Origin of the sequence: Nonomuraea wenchangensis, from assembly GCF_900111685.1 — a bacterium.
In the GTDB taxonomy this organism is placed as follows: domain Bacteria; phylum Actinomycetota; class Actinomycetes; order Streptosporangiales; family Streptosporangiaceae; genus Nonomuraea; species Nonomuraea wenchangensis.
Genome location: NZ_FOHX01000008.1, coordinates 287,932 through 305,556 on the forward strand (window position 1 = coordinate 287,932; position 17,625 = coordinate 305,556).

Sequence of the window (17,625 nt, forward strand, 5' to 3'; positions counted from 1 at the left end):
GGTCATCGGCTCTCTTCCGCGGGCCGCTCGCTCCGGGCCCGCCCGCGGACCCAGGCGTGCACGTCCTCCCGTGCGACCGGGTTGACCTCGCGCGGGTTGACCAGGCGCTGCGTACGGGAGCGCAGCATGCCGGGCCGCTGCCGCTGGGCGCGGGTGACGGTGCCGCCGCCGTCGGCCGGGATGCCGGTCGCGACGAGGTACACCTGCCCGGCGGGGACGTCCAGCCGCCGGGCGATCTCGCCGTAGCCGTGCCCCAGGGCCAGCAGCCGCAGCACCTGCTCCTTGCTCGGCATGTCACCGCCTCCGCCTCGTCCGTCTCGTCCCGTGGGTTGCAGATCGTCCCGTTCCCGGCCATCGATCTACGGAAAACCATCGACCCGCCCGTACGGGTGCATGTTCCGGCAAAGCGGCGGGGTATAGATGCCGCGTGACGGTGGAGACGGGCGTGCGGGTCAGGCCGGTGGCGGGGCACATCGGCGCGGAGATCGAGGGAGTGGACCTGGCGGCCGGGCTCGACGACGCGGCCGTGGCGGCGATCAGGGCGGCGCTGCACCGGTGGAAGGTGGTGTTCTTCCGCGGCCAGCGGCTCGACCACGCCGGGCACGTCGCCCTCGCCCGCCGCTTCGGCGAGCCGGTGGTGCCGGCCCGGCGCGGCTCGGCATCGCCCGAGGGGTTCCCCGAGGTGGAGACCACCGCCGACCGGCTGGAGCTGGCCGGCCGGTACGGCATGGAGCGCGCGGAGTGGCTGGAGCGGCGGCGGCACTCGCACCTGCGGGGCTGGCACTGCGACCACGGCGCGCGGATGGACCCGCCGGCCGCGACGATCCTGCGGGCCGAGAGCGTGCCCGCGTACGGGGGCGACACGACGTGGGCGAACCTGGTGGCCGCCCCCGAGGGGCTGTCGGAGCCGGTGCGCCGCTTCGTGGACGGCCTGCGCGCCGAGCACCGCCTCGGCGTCGGCTACCAGCCGCGCGCCGGCGACGACGCCTACCTCCGGCACCTGCTCTCCCACCAGGTCGCGACCCTGCACCCGCTGGTCAGGGTCCATCCGGAGACGGGCGAACGGGTGCTGTTCGTCAACGGCTACTACCTGGAGCGGATCGCGGAGGTCTCCAGGCTGGAGAGCGGGCCGCTGCTGGAGCTGCTGCTGGGGCAGGCGACCCGCCCGGAGTACACCGTGCGCTTCCGGTGGGAGTCCGGCGACGTGGCCTTCTGGGACAACCGCGCCACCATGCACCTCGCGCCGACCGACACCGGGCAGCTCGCGCAGCCGCGCGTCATGCACCGGGTCATGCTGCGCGGCGAGGTCCCTGTCGGCGTGGACGGCCGCCCCTCGGAGCCGATCATCGGTCCCCCGCCGGGGACCTGGTGAGCGCGGCCCCCGGCGCGGCGGCCGGGGCGGTCAGGAGGACCGGCCGCGGCCGGTGATGGCGTCGCGGATGCGGTCCACCAGCCCGGCCCCCGGCATCAGCAGGCGGTTGCCCGGCGGGGTGTCCGGCGCGTAGGGGTGGGGGCGCGTCGGGGCCGTCTTCTTGGCCCGCTCGACCTTCGCGCCCAGCTCTTCGAGCTGTGCCTGGTCGCACGCCTCGCGCAGCCGGGGGAACAGCTCGTCCTCCTCCTCCCGGAGGTGGTGGCGGACCTCGGCCATGAGCCGGTCCAGCTCGGGCCAGAACCGGTCGTCGCCGGGCTCCAGGTGTTCGAGGTCATGCATCGTCCGCTCGGCCGCGGCGTGCTCGGCGATCTCGTAGTCGGCCAGTTCGTCGCCGCCGGGCACGTGCTCGCGCACGGCCGGGTAGAGGTACTGCTCCTCGGCGACGGAGTGGCGGACGAGCTCGATGACGACGTTCTCGGCCAGCAGCTTGGGCCGCTCGCCGATGGCGCCCCGCATGCTTTCGAGCTCGGAGAACATCTGTTCGACCTCGCGGTGGTCGTGCGTCAGCACCGCGATGACGTCGCGCTGCTCGGCCATGTCGGCTCCCCCTTCGGTGTCCCGGGACCGGGCCCTCCTCATTCCCGCAAGATGTCCGGTTTATTTGGAATTATCCGAGGTAGTGGCCCACGACGCCCGGCCGGCAGGGCGGGCGAAGACGCGACGTCCCGTGGGAGGTGAACATCATCCTCGTCGTGGCACTGGCCATCCCGATCCTGGCCCTCATCGGCCTGATGCTCATGCAGGTCCTGGAGGAGACGCTGCTGGACTCCTCCGCCCCGGCATCCGGCCCCCGTATCCCCGAAGGCGTCTCCCCCGGAACCGGTTCCCCGGCTCCCGCCGACGTCGAACGCCCCGGCTCCCCCGCGAGCACCGCGAGCACCGCAAGCACCGCAAGCACCGAAAGCACCGCAAGCACCGCAAGCGCAGCAAGCACCGGGAGCGCCGCGAGCGCTCCGCACGCCCCGCGCCGGCGTACGCATCGCCGGGCGCACCGGACGGCGGTCCCGCGCCCGCGCCGTCCCGAGCGCCGGGCCCCCCATCCCGCCCTCCCGAACCAGACGGCCCCGGTTCCCGCGGCCTCGGTCTCCGCGGATCCGGTCCCCGCGGCCCCCGTTCCGGTGGCCCCGGTTCCGGTGGCCGCCGAGAGCGGCGCATGAGCGCAGCCCGGGGCCGCGCCGATGGCGCGCCCCGGGCTCTCGCCCGCCCCCGATGATCAAGGCTTCGTCAGGCGGACCAGGAAGCCGTCGTGGTCGGTGTAGCTCAGGCCGTACTTGGCGGTGCTGCCGAAGGTGAGGTCGTTGCTGAAGATCACGTGCTGCACGTCCCCGTCGCCCTTGCGGATGTGGCCGCCCGGCACGCAGTTCTGGGCGTTCTCCGGGTCCGAGGTGTCGTACTCGAGGTTGAAGTCGCCGCCGACGACGGTCCGGCCCGTGATCCCCTCCGCCGACCTGATCGCCGGCACCGCGCTGAACATCAGCGCCTGGCACTGCGCCAGCGCGATCGGCTCGCTGGCCGCGCTCAGGTGGGTGGCGCACGCCAGGTGGTCGCCGATCGCGTACGCGCAGGCGAACGTGCGCTTCTCGGTGCCGCCGTCCTGCGCGGTGTACTCGCCGGCCCAGCCGTTGACGCCCTGCCACAGCGCGGCCGGGACCCGGCCGAGCACGGCGTTGCCGAAACGGTCGCCGTTCGTGCAGGTGATCGGGGCGCCGGTCTGCTTGTTCAGCGCCGGGTAGAAGAGCGAGTACGTCCAGTCGTCCGGCCACGCCTCGGCGAGCGACGGCTGCAGGTAGGCGGGCAGGTCGCCGGCGCAGATCTCGTTGAGCGTCACCAGGTCCGGCGCCAGGTAGTAGATCAGGTCACCGCCCTCGTAGACGGCCTGACCGCCGGCGTAGCAGCCCGCGTGCCCGCTGTTGCAGAGGTTGAGCTGCAGCTCGTGGAAGCGGCGGGCGGCCAGTGTCCCCGCGCGCTCCTCCCGTGCGGCGCCGGCGGGGGCGGCGGCGCGGGCCCGGCCGGCGCGGGCGCGGGCGGTCAGTGCGGCGGCCTTGGCGCCCATCGGCGCGACGGCGCTGACGGGCAGCGGCCCGACCGTGACGGGGGCGGGCGCGGCGCTCGCCGGGGGAGCCAGAGCCAGGACGAGCCCGCACACGGCGGCCACGGCGGCCGTCAGACGGCGGGCGGAACGCGGGATCCTCACAAGGGGTCGCCTCCTTCCGACGCGATCGATGGTGTCCGGCGGGAGGGGCCGGGCGGTAGAGCCTTTACACCTGGCCGCAAACACGACAAACGCCACATTTCGGGTTGACGGCCGGTTGCCCCCATGGTGTCGTACGGGATGACAGGCACAGTCAAGGCGCGAGGGGCCGCATGGGGACCCTGAGGATCCACTTCACCGCCGACGACCTCGCCCGCGTCACGCTCGCCGACCAGCCCGACCCCCTCTGGGAGGTCGTCTTCACCCGCTTCCGGCTCCGCGACCGGGTGCGCCCGCTGACCTTCCGGCCCTGGTTCGCGGCCCTGCACGCCGAGCCGGCCAGGACCGCCCGCATGCGGCCCGGCGCGCTCCTGCTCGACGCGCTCGCCCCCGCCGGGCCGTACTTCCCGGACTTCCTCACTCCGCACGAGGCGGCCCGCGGCCTCGGCCACGGGCTGGAGGCGCTGCGCCGCACCCCCGGGCGGCGGCTGGCCACCGAACTCGGCCGGCTCGCCCGCCACCGGCCGCTGCCCGGCTGGGCCCGGCCGCTCGCCGAGGGCGACACCGGCGCGCTCGCCGCGCTCGCCGACGCCCTGCGTGACTATCACGCCGCCGCAGTCGCCCCGTTCCAGGAGTCCATCGACGCCGCCTTCGCCGCCGACCGCGACAGCCGGGTCAGGGACGTGCTCGGCGGCGGCGTCGAGGCGCTGCTCGCCGGGCTCGGGCCGCCGATCCGCTGGACGCCGCCCGTGCTGGAGGTCGACTACGTCGTGGACCAGGACCTGGCGCTGGGCGGGCGCGGGCTGCGGCTCGTGCCGTCGTACTTCTGCCAGCGCACGCCGCTGTCGATGGCCGACCCCGGACTGCCGCCCGTGCTGATCTACCCGATCCAGCAGCGGCACCGGTGGCGGCCGGCCGCGCGACGGGCCGGCGCCGCCGGGCTGAGCGCGCTCATGGGCGCCAGCCGCTCCGCCGCGCTGCGCGCGCTCGACCACGGCGCCACCACCACCCAGCTCGCCCGCATGCTGGGCGTCTCCCCCGCCACCGCCAGCCGGCACGCCACCGTCCTGCGCGAGGCCGGGCTGATCGAGACCCGCCGCGACGGCACCGCCGTCCTGCACACCCGCACCCCGCTGGGAACGGCCCTGCTGGAGGGTGAGATCGTGGCGAGCCCGCCGCCGCGTCCGAGGCAGACCTAGACGACCTGCGCCTGCCGTACCAAGACTTCCGCCTGAGCGAGCCGGGGCCGGCGGGCTGTCAGGCGAAGGTGATCACCCGCCGGGCCCGGCGCCCATGGCCTCCAGTGCCGCGGGCGCCTCGTCCAGGCCGATCGACGTCACCCGCCGCAGGATGCCGTGCCGCGCCGAAAAGGCCAGCGTGTCGCGCAGGTCGTGCGGCGAGCCGGACGGCGAGGCCATGACGTGCAGCCGGTTCAGCACCATGGGCTGGGAGGGCAGGGTCAGCGGCGTCGCGTCGTAGCCGCACAGCAGCAGGGTGCCGTCCGGGGCGAGACCGGTGAGCAGTGCGGTCGCGGCCTCGGTGGACGGGGCGGCGTTGAGCACGACGTCGGCGCCGCCTCACGCCCTGAGCGCGGCCTCCGTTTCTCTCCCATGATCGAGCAAGCGTCCCGCAGCCTTTACATTGTAGATCAGTTGTGGTCAGCGGTCGCTGGAGACCGCGCGGTAGTGCAGGTCCTGGACGTACGGCGTCGCGCTGATCGCGTACGGCGAGACGACCTTCGCCACCGTCGCCGAACTCCGGGTGACGGTGGCCGAGGCGGTGCCCGGCTTGAGCGGGAACGTCCTGGCCGACACCCCGGCGGGGGCGTCGTAGGTCTGCGTCGTGCCGCCGACCGTGACCGACACCTTGGCCGCGGCGGTGAGCATGCTCAGCACCTCGACCGTGTCACGGGCCGCGGTGCTGCCGCCGCGCAGCTTCATCAGCTTCGTCTGCGCGTACGAAGGCGCGGCCGCCACCGGCTGGACGCGGTGGGTGAGGTAGGCCACGTCGTTGGTGATCTTCGGGCAGCCGAGCTTGTAGCAGGTCAGGTAGTAGGCGTTGATGTCCAGGTAGGTCCACCCGGCGTTCCTGGAGGGGGCGAACTGGGTGTTCTCGGAGTAGTCGTTCCAGGTGGTGAGCTGCACCCAGTCGGCCTTGCCGTCGATCGCGCCCTTCCACGTGGCCCGCAGGTTCTCGGTGTTGCCGGCCTCGTCGAAGATGCCCTGGTTGGGCCGCTCGTCCTGGACGGACACCGGCTGCATCCAGATCTTGCCCAGGCTGTGGGCGGTGGTGATGTTGGCGGTCAGGTTGGCGTTCACAGCGGGGTTGCGGCCACCCCAGTTGGAGAAGCCGTAGCTGATCGGGGCGAAGGCGTCGCGGTTCTTGCCGAAGTCGAGGAAGCAGGGCACCAGGGCGACCTTGATGCCGTGCGCGCTCTCCATGGTCTTCATCCAGTCGGCCCACCAGGCGGCGGTCCGCCCCTCGGCCTTGAACGGCGCCACCACCAGGCGGTCGTCGGCGAGCCGGAGGACCGACTTCGAGGCGGCCAGCTTGGCGATGGCCGAGGCGAGCGTGGCGGCGTCGACCGAGGCCAGGCCGTTCGTGTCCGGCATGAGCACGATCTTGAAACCGGGGTCGACGGCCTCGGCGGCCTTGACGAGGTTCTGCACCCGCGTCCAGTGGGCGCTGGTCACCGACAGGATGTCCACGGTGAAGCCGTCGAGGCCGGCCGCGACGGCCTGCCTGACCTCGGCCTTGAGGTCGGCCAGCGCGTAGTCGCCGCTGATCGGGTCGCGGCCGGTCGGCCGGTCGCGCAGCAGCCCGCCGTAGGCGGCGTGCTTGCCGCTCTCCCCTTCAGGCTTGAGGTAGTTGCGGGCGTAGTAATCGTTTTCCGGAGCGGCATTGTCGAGGGAGAGCGGGTAGGGCGTGAAGTAGTGCGCGAAGACCTTCTTGCCCGAGGCCCGCAGCGCCGCCGTGCCCGGCAGCGTGAACGGCAGCGGACCGGCCGTCTGCCCGCCCCCGGAGCCCGGCGTGTAGGTGACCGTCAGCTTCGGGCCGCGGTCGCCGGTCTCGCGGGAGGACATCAGCACGGTCGTGGTGTCGGACGTCCCGGTGAGCGCGAAGTCGTAGGTGCCGTCGCCGTCCACGGCCGAGGAGACGTCCAGTTTGGCCGTCGCTCCGGCGGTGAACCCGGTGTGCGAGCCGACCACGCCCGTGCCGACGGCCGGGCGGGTGTTCCAGGTCGTGGCGGCCTCGGTCCACGAGCCGGTCACCTCGCGGACGGAGACGGTGGTCGCGGTCGTCCTGGCCGAGACGACGTCCAGGGTGACCTTGACGTCCTCGGCGTCCGCCGGGATGCCGGTGACCTTGAAGCGGGTCAGACCCAGGCGCTGACCCGCGGTGGCACTGCCGCAACCGGCGCCGCACACGCTGAGCCAGGTGGCGGTGGCGAAGCTCTTGGCGGGCTCGGCCTGGCTGACGAAGACGTCCTCCGTGGCGGCGAAGGTCACGCTGACAGGCGCGGACGCCTGCGCCGGGGCGACGGCGACGGTCGCCAGTGTGACCAGGGCGGTCACCGCCGTGAGCAGCGTCCGATATCGGTTGATCATTGAGCTCCCTCTGCGCGGCTGCGCGGGCCCGGCGCGGCGGACCCGCGGTTGTCACGGGCCAGGATGGAGCAAGATCGAACAGCATTCGGGAGTTTTGCGCAAAACCCTCATTTTGGAACGTCACCATATTCCGTCGGCGACACTTCGGTTGCGGCGCGTGACTGTCCGCATCACCTGGCCGGCTCATGCCGGCGTTGGTGACGGCTCTCTCGCTTATTGGCTGACCGGGGCCGTTCACCGCCCCTTGGCGCTGTCGCGGACCGCGGCGGACAGCAGGTCGCCCAGTTCGTGGGGCAGGGGCAGCCGCTCCAGCTCCTCCAGCGGCACCGGCAGGGGCAGCCGCCAGTTGGGGCGCAGGCCGTCGGCGCCCGGGATGTTGGGCCGGCCCCGGGCCGCGAGGGCGTCGTCGAGGGTGGCCGTCAGCAGCAGTGACGGCGCCTCGGCCAGCAGCCGATAGGCGGCGAGGACGGCCTGGGCGGCGCCGGCGTCCGGTTCGAGGCCGCCGTGGGCGGCGAGCGCGTCACGCAGGGCGCGTGAGCCTTCCTCGTTGGGTTCGAGCCCGAGCCGGCGCTGCTCGGCCAGGTCGCCGCCGTCCCACAGACCCGCGACCGTGGGCAGGTCGTGGGTGGTGACGGCGGCCATCGCCCGCTCGGGCCAGGCGGCGGGGTCGTCCCGCTCGAACCAGAGCAGGCGGTACGACAGCAGGTCGCGCCCGGCGAGCGTCTCGCGCACGCCGGGCTCGACCGTCCCGAGGTCCTCGCCGATCACCGGCGCGCCGGCGCGATGGCTCTCCAGGGCGACGATGTCGAGCAGGTCGCCGGCCGGATAGCGGACGTAGGCGCCCCGGCCGGCGCTCTCGCCCGACGGGATCCACCACAGGCGGAACAGGCCCATCACGTGGTCGATGCGCAGCCCGCCGGAGGCGGCGATGGCGGCGCGGACACTCTCCGCGAACGGCGCGTACCCGGCCCGGCGCAGCTTCCACGGCACGAACGGCGGCAGGCCCCAGTCCTGCCCGGCGGCGTTGAACTCGTCCCCGGGCGCGCCGACGCTGACGCCCTCGGCGAGCAGGTCCTGCCAGGACCAGGCGTCGGCCCCGTCCGGGTCCACGCCGACGGGGAGGTCCTGCATGACGGGCAGCTCGGCGACGGCCGCGGCGAGCTGCCGCCCGGTGAGCCACTGCAGCCAGGCGTGGAAGCGGACCCGGTCCGCGTGGTCGCGGGCGAAGCGGGCCACGGCGGGACCGTCCGGGCGCTGGTACTCGGCGGGCCAGGCCCGCCGGCTCGGCCCGTGCCGCTCGGCGAGGGCGCACCACGTCGCGAACTCCTCCAGCGCCCGGCCACGGGCGGCCCGCCACCGCTCGAAGTCGCCGCCGGGCGGCGCGGCGGTGTAGATGCCCTCCAGCGCGGCGAGCTTGAGCCGCCAGGCGGCGTCGCGGTCCAGCTCGGGCCTGTCGTTGAGCGCGCGCCCGCGGGCCACGGTCTCCTCGTCCAGGACCGCCGCGGCGCCGGGCACGTCCTCGATCCGCAGGTAGAGCGGGCTGTGGAAGCGGCGGCTGGCCGGATAGTACGGGCTCGGCTGGACGGGGACGACCGGCGCGGCGGCGTGCAGCGGGTTGACCAGGAGGAACCCGGCCCCGCATCCCGCCGCCCAGCTCGCGAGCCGGCGCAGGTCGGCCAGGTCGCCGACGCCCCAGCTCGTACGGGAGCGGGCGGCGTAGAGCTGCACCGCCCACCCCCAGGCCCGGCGGGCGGGCAGCCGGCAGCGGCCGGGGCTGACGATGAGCCGGTGCGCGGTGTCCTCGCCGGGGCGGCGCAGCGTGTGGTAGCCGTACGGCAGGTCGGGCGGAAGGGCGCCGTCGACGCGCAGCTCGGCGCCGTCCTCCAGGACGAGGTCGGCGGCCCCGACCCGGTCGCCGCGCCGCATCACCAGGGTCTCCGGCTCCACCGGGCCGCCGCTGAAGTCGGGCGGGACGCCGATGACGGCGCGCAGGGCGGCGACCGTCTCAGGAGGCACCCGCTGGTGGCGGCCGGCGGCGTCCTCGTACTCGTGGTCGATCCCCCACGCGTCGGTCATCGGCTCAGCCTTCCAGGATCGCCACGGTGTCGGGCGGCAGGGTCAGGTCGTCCCCGGACAGCGTGATCCCGGGATCGGACGCGGCCAGCAGGCGGGCGCGGCCCCGGGCGGGCACGACCCGCGTACCGTCCCCGAGGTTGGCCGCGACCAGGACCGGACCCCGCTCGACGGACACCAGCCCGGCGGCCTCGTCGCAGTCGGCGCGCACCCGGTCGAGACGGCCGTCGGTGAGCACGGGCAGCCGCCGCCGCAGCGCGATCAGCTCGCGGTGCCAGGCGAGCAGGCGGGCGTGCGGCTCCTCGCCCGGCTCGCCCCAGTCCAGGCGGGAACGTTCGAAGGTGGCGGCGTCCTGTGGGTCGGGCACCTGCCCCGGCTCCCACCCGAAGGCCGCGAACTCCCTGCGGCGGCCCGCGCTGACCGCGCGGCCCAGCTCGGGGTCCTCGTGGTCGGTGAAGTACTGGAACGGGGTGCTCGCCCCCCACTCCTCGCCCTGGAACAACATCGGCGTGAAGGGGGCGGTGAGCAGCAGCGCGGCGGCGACCCGCAGCCGTCCCTCGCTCATCAGCGCGCCGGACCGCTCGCCCCGCGCCCGGTTGCCGACCTGGTCGTGGTTCTGGGCGCACACGACGAACCGGTGGCCGGACAGCCCCGCCGGTGACCTCCCGTGCGCCCGGCCGCGGTGCGGCGACCACGTGCCGTCGTACACCCACGCCTGGCGCAGGGCCTTGGCGAGCAGGCCGAGCGGGCCGAAGTCCATGTAGTAGCCGTCGCGCTCGCCGGTCAGCGCCGCGTGCAGGGCGTGGTGCCACTCGTCGGCCCAAGCGGCGTCGAGGCCGTAGCCGCCGCTCTCGCGGGAGCGGACGAAGCGGGGGTCGTTGAGGTCGCTCTCGGCGATGAGGAACAGCGGGCGGCGCACGTGCGCGGCCAGCTCCGCGACCTCCTCGGCGAGCCGTTCCAGGACGTGCGCGGCCGAGTGGTCGGCGATGGCGTGCACGGCGTCGAGCCGCAGGCCGTCGCAGTGGTAGTCGCGCAGCCACATGAGGGCGTTGTCGATGACGAACGCGCGTACCTCGCCGCTGCCCGGCCCGTCGAAGTTGACCCCGTCGCCCCAGTTGGTGGTGTGGCGTCCGGTGAAGTACGGGCCGAACTCCGGCAGGTAGTTGCCCGACGGGCCGAGATGGTTGTAGACGACGTCCACGACGACGCCGAGTCCGTGCGCGTGACAGGCGTCCACCAGGCGTTTCATGCCGTCGGGGCCGCCGTAGGCGTGATGGGGGGCGTACAGCGAGACGCCGTCGTAGCCCCAGCCGCGGCGACCGGAGAACTCCGCGACCGGCATCAGCTCGATCGCGTCCACGCCCAGCGCGGCCAGGTGCGGCAGGCGCTCGATCACGCCGTCGAAGGTGCCCTCGGGCGAGAAGGTGCCGACGTGCAGCTCGTACAGGACCGCGCCGGGCAGCGGGGTGCCCCGCCAGGCGGCGTCCGTCCAGGGGAAGACGGCGTGGTCGACGGTCCGGGAGTGCGCGTGCGGCCGTACGGCTGGTGCGCCGAGCGCGGATCGGGCCGCGGCGGGCCGCCGTCCAGCGCGTACGCGTAGTCCGTGCCCGGCCCGGCCTCCTCCACCGTGCGCTCCCACCAGCCGCCGGCCGCGGGCCGCATGGGGAGCGCGCGTTCCCCCAGGACCAGCTCCACCCGTTCGCGCCCAGGCGCCCACACCCGGAACTCGTGCGCCACCCGTGCTCCCCCACTCGGCATCCATCCGCGGCGAACGCCTGGCGCTCCGTCCCGGGGCGGGCGGAAGGCCGGGCGCGCGGGTTCCTACCCGCTCCCGCCTCCGGCAAGCCCTTCCCTCGATCTGTCGGTGGTGATCTCTAGTGTGCGTGCCCATGACGACTGCTCAGCGGGCGCCCGAGCGCGCCTGCCCACCCCCCGACGAGATCTCCGCGAGCCTGAGCGGATGGGACGCCGTCCGGCGCGCCGTCGCCGCCGGTGACGCGGCGGCGACGGCCGACGTGGTGCTGCGGCTCGGCGCCGAGGAGCGCCGCGAGATCGCGGGCCGGCTGCGCGCGTACGTGGGCGAGGCGCGGCAGGCCGCCCACGCCCGGTTCGACGCGGCCCGGCAGCGGGCGCAGGAGGCGGAGGAGCGGGCCCAGCGGGAGTTCGTCAGGGAGCACGTGGACCGGGGCGTGGCCGAGCAGGTCGCGCAGGGCTGGTGGTGGGAGGGGCCCTACCACCACCACCAGCAGGTCGTCGACTGGCGCATGCGCAACGTCTGGATCGCGCCGCTCCGCGTCGCGGGAGCGGGCACGCTGGGCGGCGCGGCGGCGGTCACCGACTGGCTGCTCCGGCGCGACTTCGCCGAATGGAGCGAGAGGATGCCGATCGAGCCGCTGCTGCGGGTCGTCGCCGCCCGGCCCGCGGAGTGGCAGGCCGACCTCGCCGCCCGCCTGGCCGCCCGGCTGCGCGGCACCCGCGCCCAGCTCGACAACGGCACCGCCGGGCTGACGCTGGAGCTGCTGCGCCGCACCGGCGGCGCGCCGCCCGCGCACGAGCCGCTGGTCGTGGCCTGGGCGTCCACCGCGCCCGACCTCACCGCCGACCCGCTCGCCCCGCACCTGATCCCCCGGCTGTTCGAGGTGGAGGGCGTGGGCCGGGTGCTGCGCGACGACCGGGCCGACGACCCTTCCGGCCGGTCCTGGCTGCGCCCGCTCGCCGAGACCTCGCTGGTCGGCCGCGAACAGCTCGTGGAAGGCTGCCTGCGCCGGTTCCTGCGCGGCGGCACCGCCGTCGACCTGCGTTTCTTCGTACGGCTGCACGACCTGCTCGATCCAGCCCCCGACCAGGAACGGGTCCGCGACTACCTGCGGCTGCTGCCCGCCGCCCCCGGCCCGGTCGCCGAGCTGGCCCTGCGGATGCTGCGCGGGCCCGGCGTCACGCTGAGCGGAGAGGAGGTCGGCGAGGCGGTGACGGCGCTGCTGTTCCGGCCCGAGAGCAAGCTCGTACGGGCGGGGCTGACGCTGCTCGACCGGGCCGCCCGCGACACCGCCGGCGACCTCGACGACCTGGCGCCGGCGCTCGCCTCGGCGTTCCTGTGCGAGTCGTACGAGGTGCGCGAGCGCGCGGTCCGCTGGGCCGTCAAGCACGCGCGGCGGTTGTCGGCCGTGGGCGCGGAGACGGTGCGGGAGGCGGCGGCCGTCCTGCCGCCCGACCTCGCGGCCCGCCTGGCCCCCGGCTACGGCGCGGTCGAGACCGAGGCCGCGCCCGCCGACGCCTTCGAGCCGGGCGAGCCGCCCAAGTTCGACGCGCCCGCCCGCCGTCCGGTCCGCCCCGCGATGGAGGCGCTGGCCGGCACCTTCAACCGGCTGGATCACGAGTTCGCCTTCGAGCGCTGGCTCGACGGCTTCGTCCGGCACCCGCACGCCAGGAGGGCGCCGGCCGACGTGACGGACCTGCGCCTGGTGGGCGAGTGGCTGTGCCTGGAGCAGTGGACGGAGGTCCTGCTCCGCGCCGCCGCCGGGGAGGCCGTCGCGCTCACCGCCGAGGGGCGGCTGCCCGGCCCGGGGCAGATCGCGCCGCTCCACTTCGCCCTGTTGCGGCGCTGCGCCGAGGTCCATGCCGCGCTGGTGGAGGGGGCGCTGCCGCCTTACCTGCTGGCCACCCCCACCTGCACCTCCGGTCACCTGGACCCGGCCGAGCTGGTCGCGAGGCTCGAAGGCTACGAGCGTGACGGCGTCCGGCCCCTGCCCGACGATCTGGGGCAGGCGCTGCTGAGGCTGCCGCGCGCCGTGGACCCCGACGTGGTGGCCCGCGCCGGCCGGCTTACCTCCGAGGCGGGCGCCACGCTGACGCGCTGGCTGACCCACCGGCCCGAGCCCGTGACCGGCGTCGAGTGGTCGGCGACGCCCGGCGTCCGCCCGCTGGCGCGCGTCCGGCACGAGCCGACCGGGATCGCGTTCGTGGACACGCTGTTCCGCGACCCGCCGTCCCGCCGCTGGGTGAGCTACTACCAGTCGGTGTGGTGGCTCGTGCTGCCCTCCGACCGGGAGGTCATGGCCATGCACCTCGTCCCCTATCTGTACGACGACTGGCGGGGGCCGGGCGGCCTGCAGCCGGAGATCTCCCGGCTCTGCCACCAGGAGGGGCCGGTGGGTGAAGGGATGGCGCTGCTGCTGGGCATCCTGCTGGGCGAGGAGGGCTGGTCCGCCGAACGCTGCAGGGAGCCGCTGCTGCGCGCGGTCGCCACAGGCTCCCTGCCCGCCGTCGAGTGCGGCCGGCAACTGGGGCGGTGCCTGCGCCTGCTCGACCGCGTCAGACCGGCCGTGGTGGTGCGGGCACTCGACGAGTGCGCGCGGCAGGGCGTCCATAGGGAGGTCTGGCAGATCATGAGCGGCCTGCTGCCGGTCCACCTGCCGGGGCCGGGCGAACGGGCCACCTCCGCCCACACCCGGATGCTGGAGTTCGCCGCCGAGGTGGCCGGGTGGGCCGGGGCGCGTGGCGTGATCCCCGAGGTCGCGGCCATCGCCGCGCGTACCGGGTCGAGCGGGCTCGTCCGCGCGGCCCGCCGGCTGCACGGGCAGCTCGCGCAGGAGGACGCCTGCCGTTGACCGTCAGCCGCCCTGGGTCCACACCGTGCGCCGGCGCGAGCACTTGCCGACCGGCCGCGCGGCGGCTTGGGAGCGAGCGGCACCGGGCGGCATCGCTAGAAGGCGAACCCGCCGGGGCGTCCGTTGCGGTCGGCGAGCAGCCCGGCCAGGGTGGCGACGGCGATCTCCGGCGGGGTGCGGGAGCCGATGTTGAGCCCGATCGGGCGGTGGACGCGGGCCACCTCCTCGGGCGGCACTCCGAGGTCGGCCAGCGCCCGCACGTGCGGGCCGACGTGGCGGGGGCTGCCCATGATGCCGATCCAGCGGGCCGGCGACTTGAGCAGGTCGCGCAGGACGGGGCCGATCTCGTCGCGGTGGTGGTCGGTGAGCACGACGTCGGCCGTGGTGTCCACGTGCTCGCCGATCTCGCGTACGGCGGGGAAGCCGTCGAGGCCGCGCGCCGGGTCGGGCTCCAGCAGGACCGGCCGGAAGCCCAGCTCGGCGCCGAGGCGCAGCAGGCACTCGGCCACCGGGGACGCGAAGACGGCGACCAGCGTGCGCCCGGTCTCCTGCGCGGGGGCGTCGCCGTGGGCCACCTCGCAGGCCGGGTCCTCGTCGTGGGTGTGGGTCATGTCCGCAGTGTGACACGTGACGGCGGGCCGCAGGGGGTGCCCTGGCCGTCCGGCAACGATTCCATCACGGGGTGAATATCCGGCGGCGGCCGGGAAGTAGCCATGCCGGTTCTCCCCGGCTGGGGCCCGTAGAAGAGGCCGCAGGCGAGGGTCTCCCCGGAGGTTCCTGATGACGCGCCCGCACCCCCCGACCGGCCCTGGCGCCGATCACCCCAGCCCCGCCGGCGCCGCCGCCGACGGGCCCGCTGATGCCCCGGCCGGCGCAACCGGCGCCCCAGGCGACGCGGCCGGTGACGCGGCCGGTGACGCGGCCGGTGACGCGGCCGACCGGGACGCGTACCGTCTGCTCGCCGACGACGTGCGGGGCGAGCCCGCCGCCTCGCGAGGGCGGCGCGGCGAGGTCGAAGGCTACTTCGGCCGCCCCGGGCGCGCCCTGACCGGCCATCCGTTCGCGTTCGGCTTCACCGCCGCGCTGGGGGTGCTGAGCGCGTGGCTGCTGGTGCAGGCGCTGGCCGCGTCGGCGTCGGTGCTGATCCTCATCGTGGTCTCGCTGTTCCTCGCCATCGGGCTCAACCCGGCCGTGACCCGGCTGGAGGAGCGCGGGCTGTCGCGACAGTGGGCGATCACGGCGGTCTTCGCCGCTGTGATCGTCTTCTTCGTCGGCTTCGGCGTGGCCGTGGTGCCTCCGCTGGCCACGCAGACCGGCGACTTCGTCACGCAGCTCCCGGCCTACATCGGCGAGCTGCAGAACCATCCGCAGGTCCGCGCGCTCGACCAGCAGTACCAGTTGCTCGACCGGCTGCAGCAGTACCTGCTGAGCGGCGATCTCGGGCGGCAGGTCTTCGGCGGGCTGCTGGGCGCGGCCGGGGTGGTGGTCAGCGCCGTGTTCTCGGCGCTGACGGTGCTGATCCTGACGTTGTACCTGCTGGCGTCGCTGCGCTCGATCACCTCGCTCGGCTACCGGCTGGTGCCCGCCAGCCGCCGCGAGCGCGTCCGGCTGCTGGGCGACGAGGTCATCAAGCGGATCGGCGGCTACGTGGCGGGCAACCTGCTGATCTCGCTGATCGCGGGCGTCACGACGTTCGTCTTCCTGTCGATCGCGCGCGTGCCGTACGCGCTCGCGCTCTCCCTCATCGTGGCGATCACCGACCTGATCCCCCTGGTCGGCGCCACGATCGGGGCGGCCATCGGGACGCTCGTCGGGTTGTTCGTGTCGCTGCCGACGGGCATCGCCTGCCTGATCTTCTTCATCGTCTACCAGCAGATCGAGAACTACCTGATCGCACCCCGGATCATGATGTCGTCCGTGGACGTGCCGGCCGCGGTCACCATCATCGCGGCCCTGATCGGCGGGGCGCTGCTCGGCGTCGTGGGAGCGCTGCTGGCCATCCCGATCGCGGCGGCGATCCAGCTCGTCCTGTACGAGGTGACGCTGCCGCGACAGGACCGGCACTGATCGGCAGGTGTAATCGGACAACTACTGTGGGTATTCGTGGTCTGTCAGCCAGTTTTCACCCATAGGAGAAGTCAATGCGTCGCGTTCTGCTCGTTCTCGCCCTCGCCGTGGCCGCCGCCCTGGTGACGCTGTTCCTGCCGCCGGGGCGGCGCTGGATGAAACGCTGATCAGCCGCGAGCAGGCGGGCGGAGCGGGCGATTCAGTCGTCCGCGAGTGCCCGCCTGGCGCGGGCGGCCACGGCGACCCGGGCGGCGCACGCCGCTCCTGCCGCGAGGAGGGCGGCGACGGCGGCCACGACGCGCAGGAGGCCGTCGGCCGAGGCCGGCGCGGCGAAGTAGACGCTGCCGAGCCCGGCGACGGCGGTCACCCCGGCGAGCACGGGCCCGGTGGCGTTCAGCGCCGAGACGGCGGACGCCAGCCGCGGCTCGACCAGCGTGGTGATCCTGGCGATGAGCGGGCTGTACGCGGCGGCGTGCCCGGCTCCGGCGAGGAGCAGCAGCGGGACGGCCGCGACCGGCTCCCACCGGTCGCGGAGGAGCAGCACGAGCAGGAGCGCTCCGGCGGCGAACGCGAGCGGCCCGGCGATCGGCAGGGCGGCCTGGACCCGGCGCGGGTAGCGGGCCCAGGTGAGGCTGAGCGCGCCGAAGCCGACGGCGTAGGGGACGAACGCCAGCCCGGCGAGCAGCGGTGGGAACCTCAGCGCGGACTGCAGGTGCAGGGTCAGCGTGAGCAGGAACACGGTGTAGCAGCCCATGACGATCCAGCAGGCGGCCAGGCCCGGCTTGACCCCGGCCGGCCGCAGCGCCGCCGGGTCCAGCAGCGGGTGCCTGGCCCGGGCCTCGTACCGGGCGAAGGCCGCCAGCAGCGCAGCCCCGCCGGCGAGCGAGAGCCACGCCCAGGCGGGCCAGCCCTGTTCCCGGCCGAAGATGAGCGGAACGGTCAGCGCGGTCATCGCGACGGTCAGGACGGCGACGCCGGCCGGGTCGAGCCGGGCCGGCCCGGAGGTCCGCGTACGCGGCAGCACGCGCCGCCCCGCCAGCAGCACGGCGACGCCGACCGGCACGTTGACGAGGAACACCGGCCGCCACGACAGCCCGAACAGGTCGGCCCCAGCCACCAGCCCTCCCACGACCTGGCCCAGCGCGACCCCGAGGGCCAGCACCATGCTGTAGACGCCGATCGCCCGGCGGCGGGCCGCGCCCTCGTGGTGGAGCTGGATGAGGGAGAAGATCTGCGGCGTGAGCAGCGCCGCCCCCATCCCCTGCGCGACCCGGGCGGCCACCAGCGCGGCCGGTCCCGGCGCGAGCCCGCACAGCAGCGACGCCGCCGTGAACCAGGCGAGCCCGAGCAGGAACGCCCTCCGGTGGCCGACGAGGTCGCCGATCCTGGCGCAGGTGACCAGGAGCACGCCGGTGGTCAGCAGGTAGCCCGACACGACGAGCTGGACGGCCGCGCCGTCCGCGTGCAGCTCGGCGCGGATGGTCTCGGCCGCCACGGACACGATCGAGCCGTCCATGGACGCCATGGCCTGCCCGGTGAGCAGCACGGCCAGCATCCGGCCCGGCCGGAGCGCCGTGCCGGGCGGGGGAACGAGAGTGGTCATCCCCGCAGCATCGGGCGTGCGGGCCCGCCCGGTCTTGAAGATCC

Annotated in this window: 13 protein-coding genes and 1 pseudogene; 4 read left to right on the forward strand and 10 right to left on the reverse strand. The window is 74.7% G+C overall.

The genetic code is table 11. The features are described from left to right. Positions 1–2 precede the first annotated feature (2 nt). Positions 3–293, reverse strand: a complete 291-nt coding sequence (locus tag BMW85_RS25565; RefSeq protein WP_091086020.1) for a hypothetical protein — start codon at positions 291–293, stop codon at positions 3–5. 134 nt (positions 294–427) lie between these two features. On the opposite strand from BMW85_RS25565, the gene BMW85_RS25570 reads away from it, so the two are divergent. Continuing rightward, entirely contained in the window at positions 428–1,372 is a 945-nt protein-coding gene (locus tag BMW85_RS25570) for a TauD/TfdA dioxygenase family protein (RefSeq protein WP_091086023.1), read from the forward strand. 30 nt (positions 1,373–1,402) lie between these two features. Here the strand turns inward: BMW85_RS25570 and BMW85_RS25575 are convergent, their stop codons facing one another. Both BMW85_RS25575 and BMW85_RS25585 read right to left on the reverse strand, forming a co-directional pair. Further along, the gene (locus tag BMW85_RS25575) at positions 1,403–1,969 is read right to left on the reverse strand and encodes a hemerythrin domain-containing protein (RefSeq protein WP_091086025.1); all 567 of its coding nucleotides are present in this window, start codon (positions 1,967–1,969) and stop codon (positions 1,403–1,405) included. 676 nt (positions 1,970–2,645) lie between these two features. Next, entirely contained in the window at positions 2,646–3,626 is a 981-nt protein-coding gene (locus tag BMW85_RS25585) for an endonuclease/exonuclease/phosphatase family protein (protein WP_091086029.1), read from the reverse strand. Positions 3,627–3,796: 170 nt separating this feature from the next. Between BMW85_RS25585 and BMW85_RS25590 the strand changes: the two genes are divergently transcribed. Beyond that, positions 3,797–4,822: an ArsR/SmtB family transcription factor gene (locus tag BMW85_RS25590; RefSeq protein WP_091086031.1), complete on the forward strand. Its 1,026-nt coding sequence runs from the start codon at positions 3,797–3,799 to the stop codon at positions 4,820–4,822. Between the two features lie 72 nt (positions 4,823–4,894). Here BMW85_RS25590 and BMW85_RS25595 read toward each other — a convergent pair whose 3' ends face one another. From BMW85_RS25595 to BMW85_RS51320, 5 genes and pseudogenes are all read right to left on the reverse strand, one after another. After that, entirely contained in the window at positions 4,895–5,185 is a 291-nt protein-coding gene (locus BMW85_RS25595) for a hypothetical protein (RefSeq protein ID WP_218155921.1), read from the reverse strand. A gap of 96 nt (positions 5,186–5,281) precedes the next feature. Beyond that, a complete protein-coding gene (locus tag BMW85_RS25600) occupies positions 5,282–7,231 on the reverse strand; it encodes a glycoside hydrolase family 71 protein (RefSeq protein ID WP_091086034.1) in 1,950 nt (649 codons plus the stop codon). 234 nt (positions 7,232–7,465) lie between these two features. Continuing rightward, a complete protein-coding gene (malQ, locus tag BMW85_RS25605) occupies positions 7,466–9,307 on the reverse strand; it encodes a 4-alpha-glucanotransferase (protein ID WP_091086036.1) in 1,842 nt (613 codons plus the stop codon). A 4-nt stretch (positions 9,308–9,311) separates the two neighbouring features. Then, positions 9,312–10,943: a malto-oligosyltrehalose trehalohydrolase gene (gene treZ, locus BMW85_RS25610; RefSeq protein WP_245775056.1), complete on the reverse strand. Its 1,632-nt coding sequence runs from the start codon at positions 10,941–10,943 to the stop codon at positions 9,312–9,314. Next, a pseudogene (locus BMW85_RS51320) lies at positions 10,943–11,062 on the reverse strand (early set domain-containing protein); the annotation flags it as partial. The pseudogene BMW85_RS51320 and the gene treZ, both read right to left, overlap by 1 nt. A gap of 131 nt (positions 11,063–11,193) precedes the next feature. Here BMW85_RS51320 and BMW85_RS25615 point away from each other — a divergent pair. Next, a complete protein-coding gene (locus tag BMW85_RS25615; RefSeq protein ID WP_091086038.1) occupies positions 11,194–13,911 on the forward strand; it encodes a hypothetical protein in 2,718 nt (905 codons plus the stop codon). Positions 13,912–14,006: 95 nt separating this feature from the next. Here the strand turns inward: BMW85_RS25615 and BMW85_RS25620 are convergent, their stop codons facing one another. After that, positions 14,007–14,522 carry an XdhC family protein gene (locus tag BMW85_RS25620; protein WP_091086041.1) on the reverse strand — a complete coding sequence of 172 codons (516 nt, stop codon included), beginning with the start codon at positions 14,520–14,522 and terminating at the stop codon, positions 14,007–14,009. Between the two features lie 169 nt (positions 14,523–14,691). On the opposite strand from BMW85_RS25620, the gene BMW85_RS25625 reads away from it, so the two are divergent. Then, positions 14,692–15,978 carry an AI-2E family transporter gene (locus BMW85_RS25625; RefSeq protein WP_091086042.1) on the forward strand — a complete coding sequence of 429 codons (1,287 nt, stop codon included), beginning with the start codon at positions 14,692–14,694 and terminating at the stop codon, positions 15,976–15,978. A gap of 199 nt (positions 15,979–16,177) precedes the next feature. On the opposite strand, the gene BMW85_RS25630 is transcribed toward BMW85_RS25625, so the two are convergent. After that, positions 16,178–17,581 carry an MFS transporter gene (locus tag BMW85_RS25630; RefSeq protein ID WP_091086045.1) on the reverse strand — a complete coding sequence of 468 codons (1,404 nt, stop codon included), beginning with the start codon at positions 17,579–17,581 and terminating at the stop codon, positions 16,178–16,180. Positions 17,582–17,625: the final 44 nt, after the last annotated feature.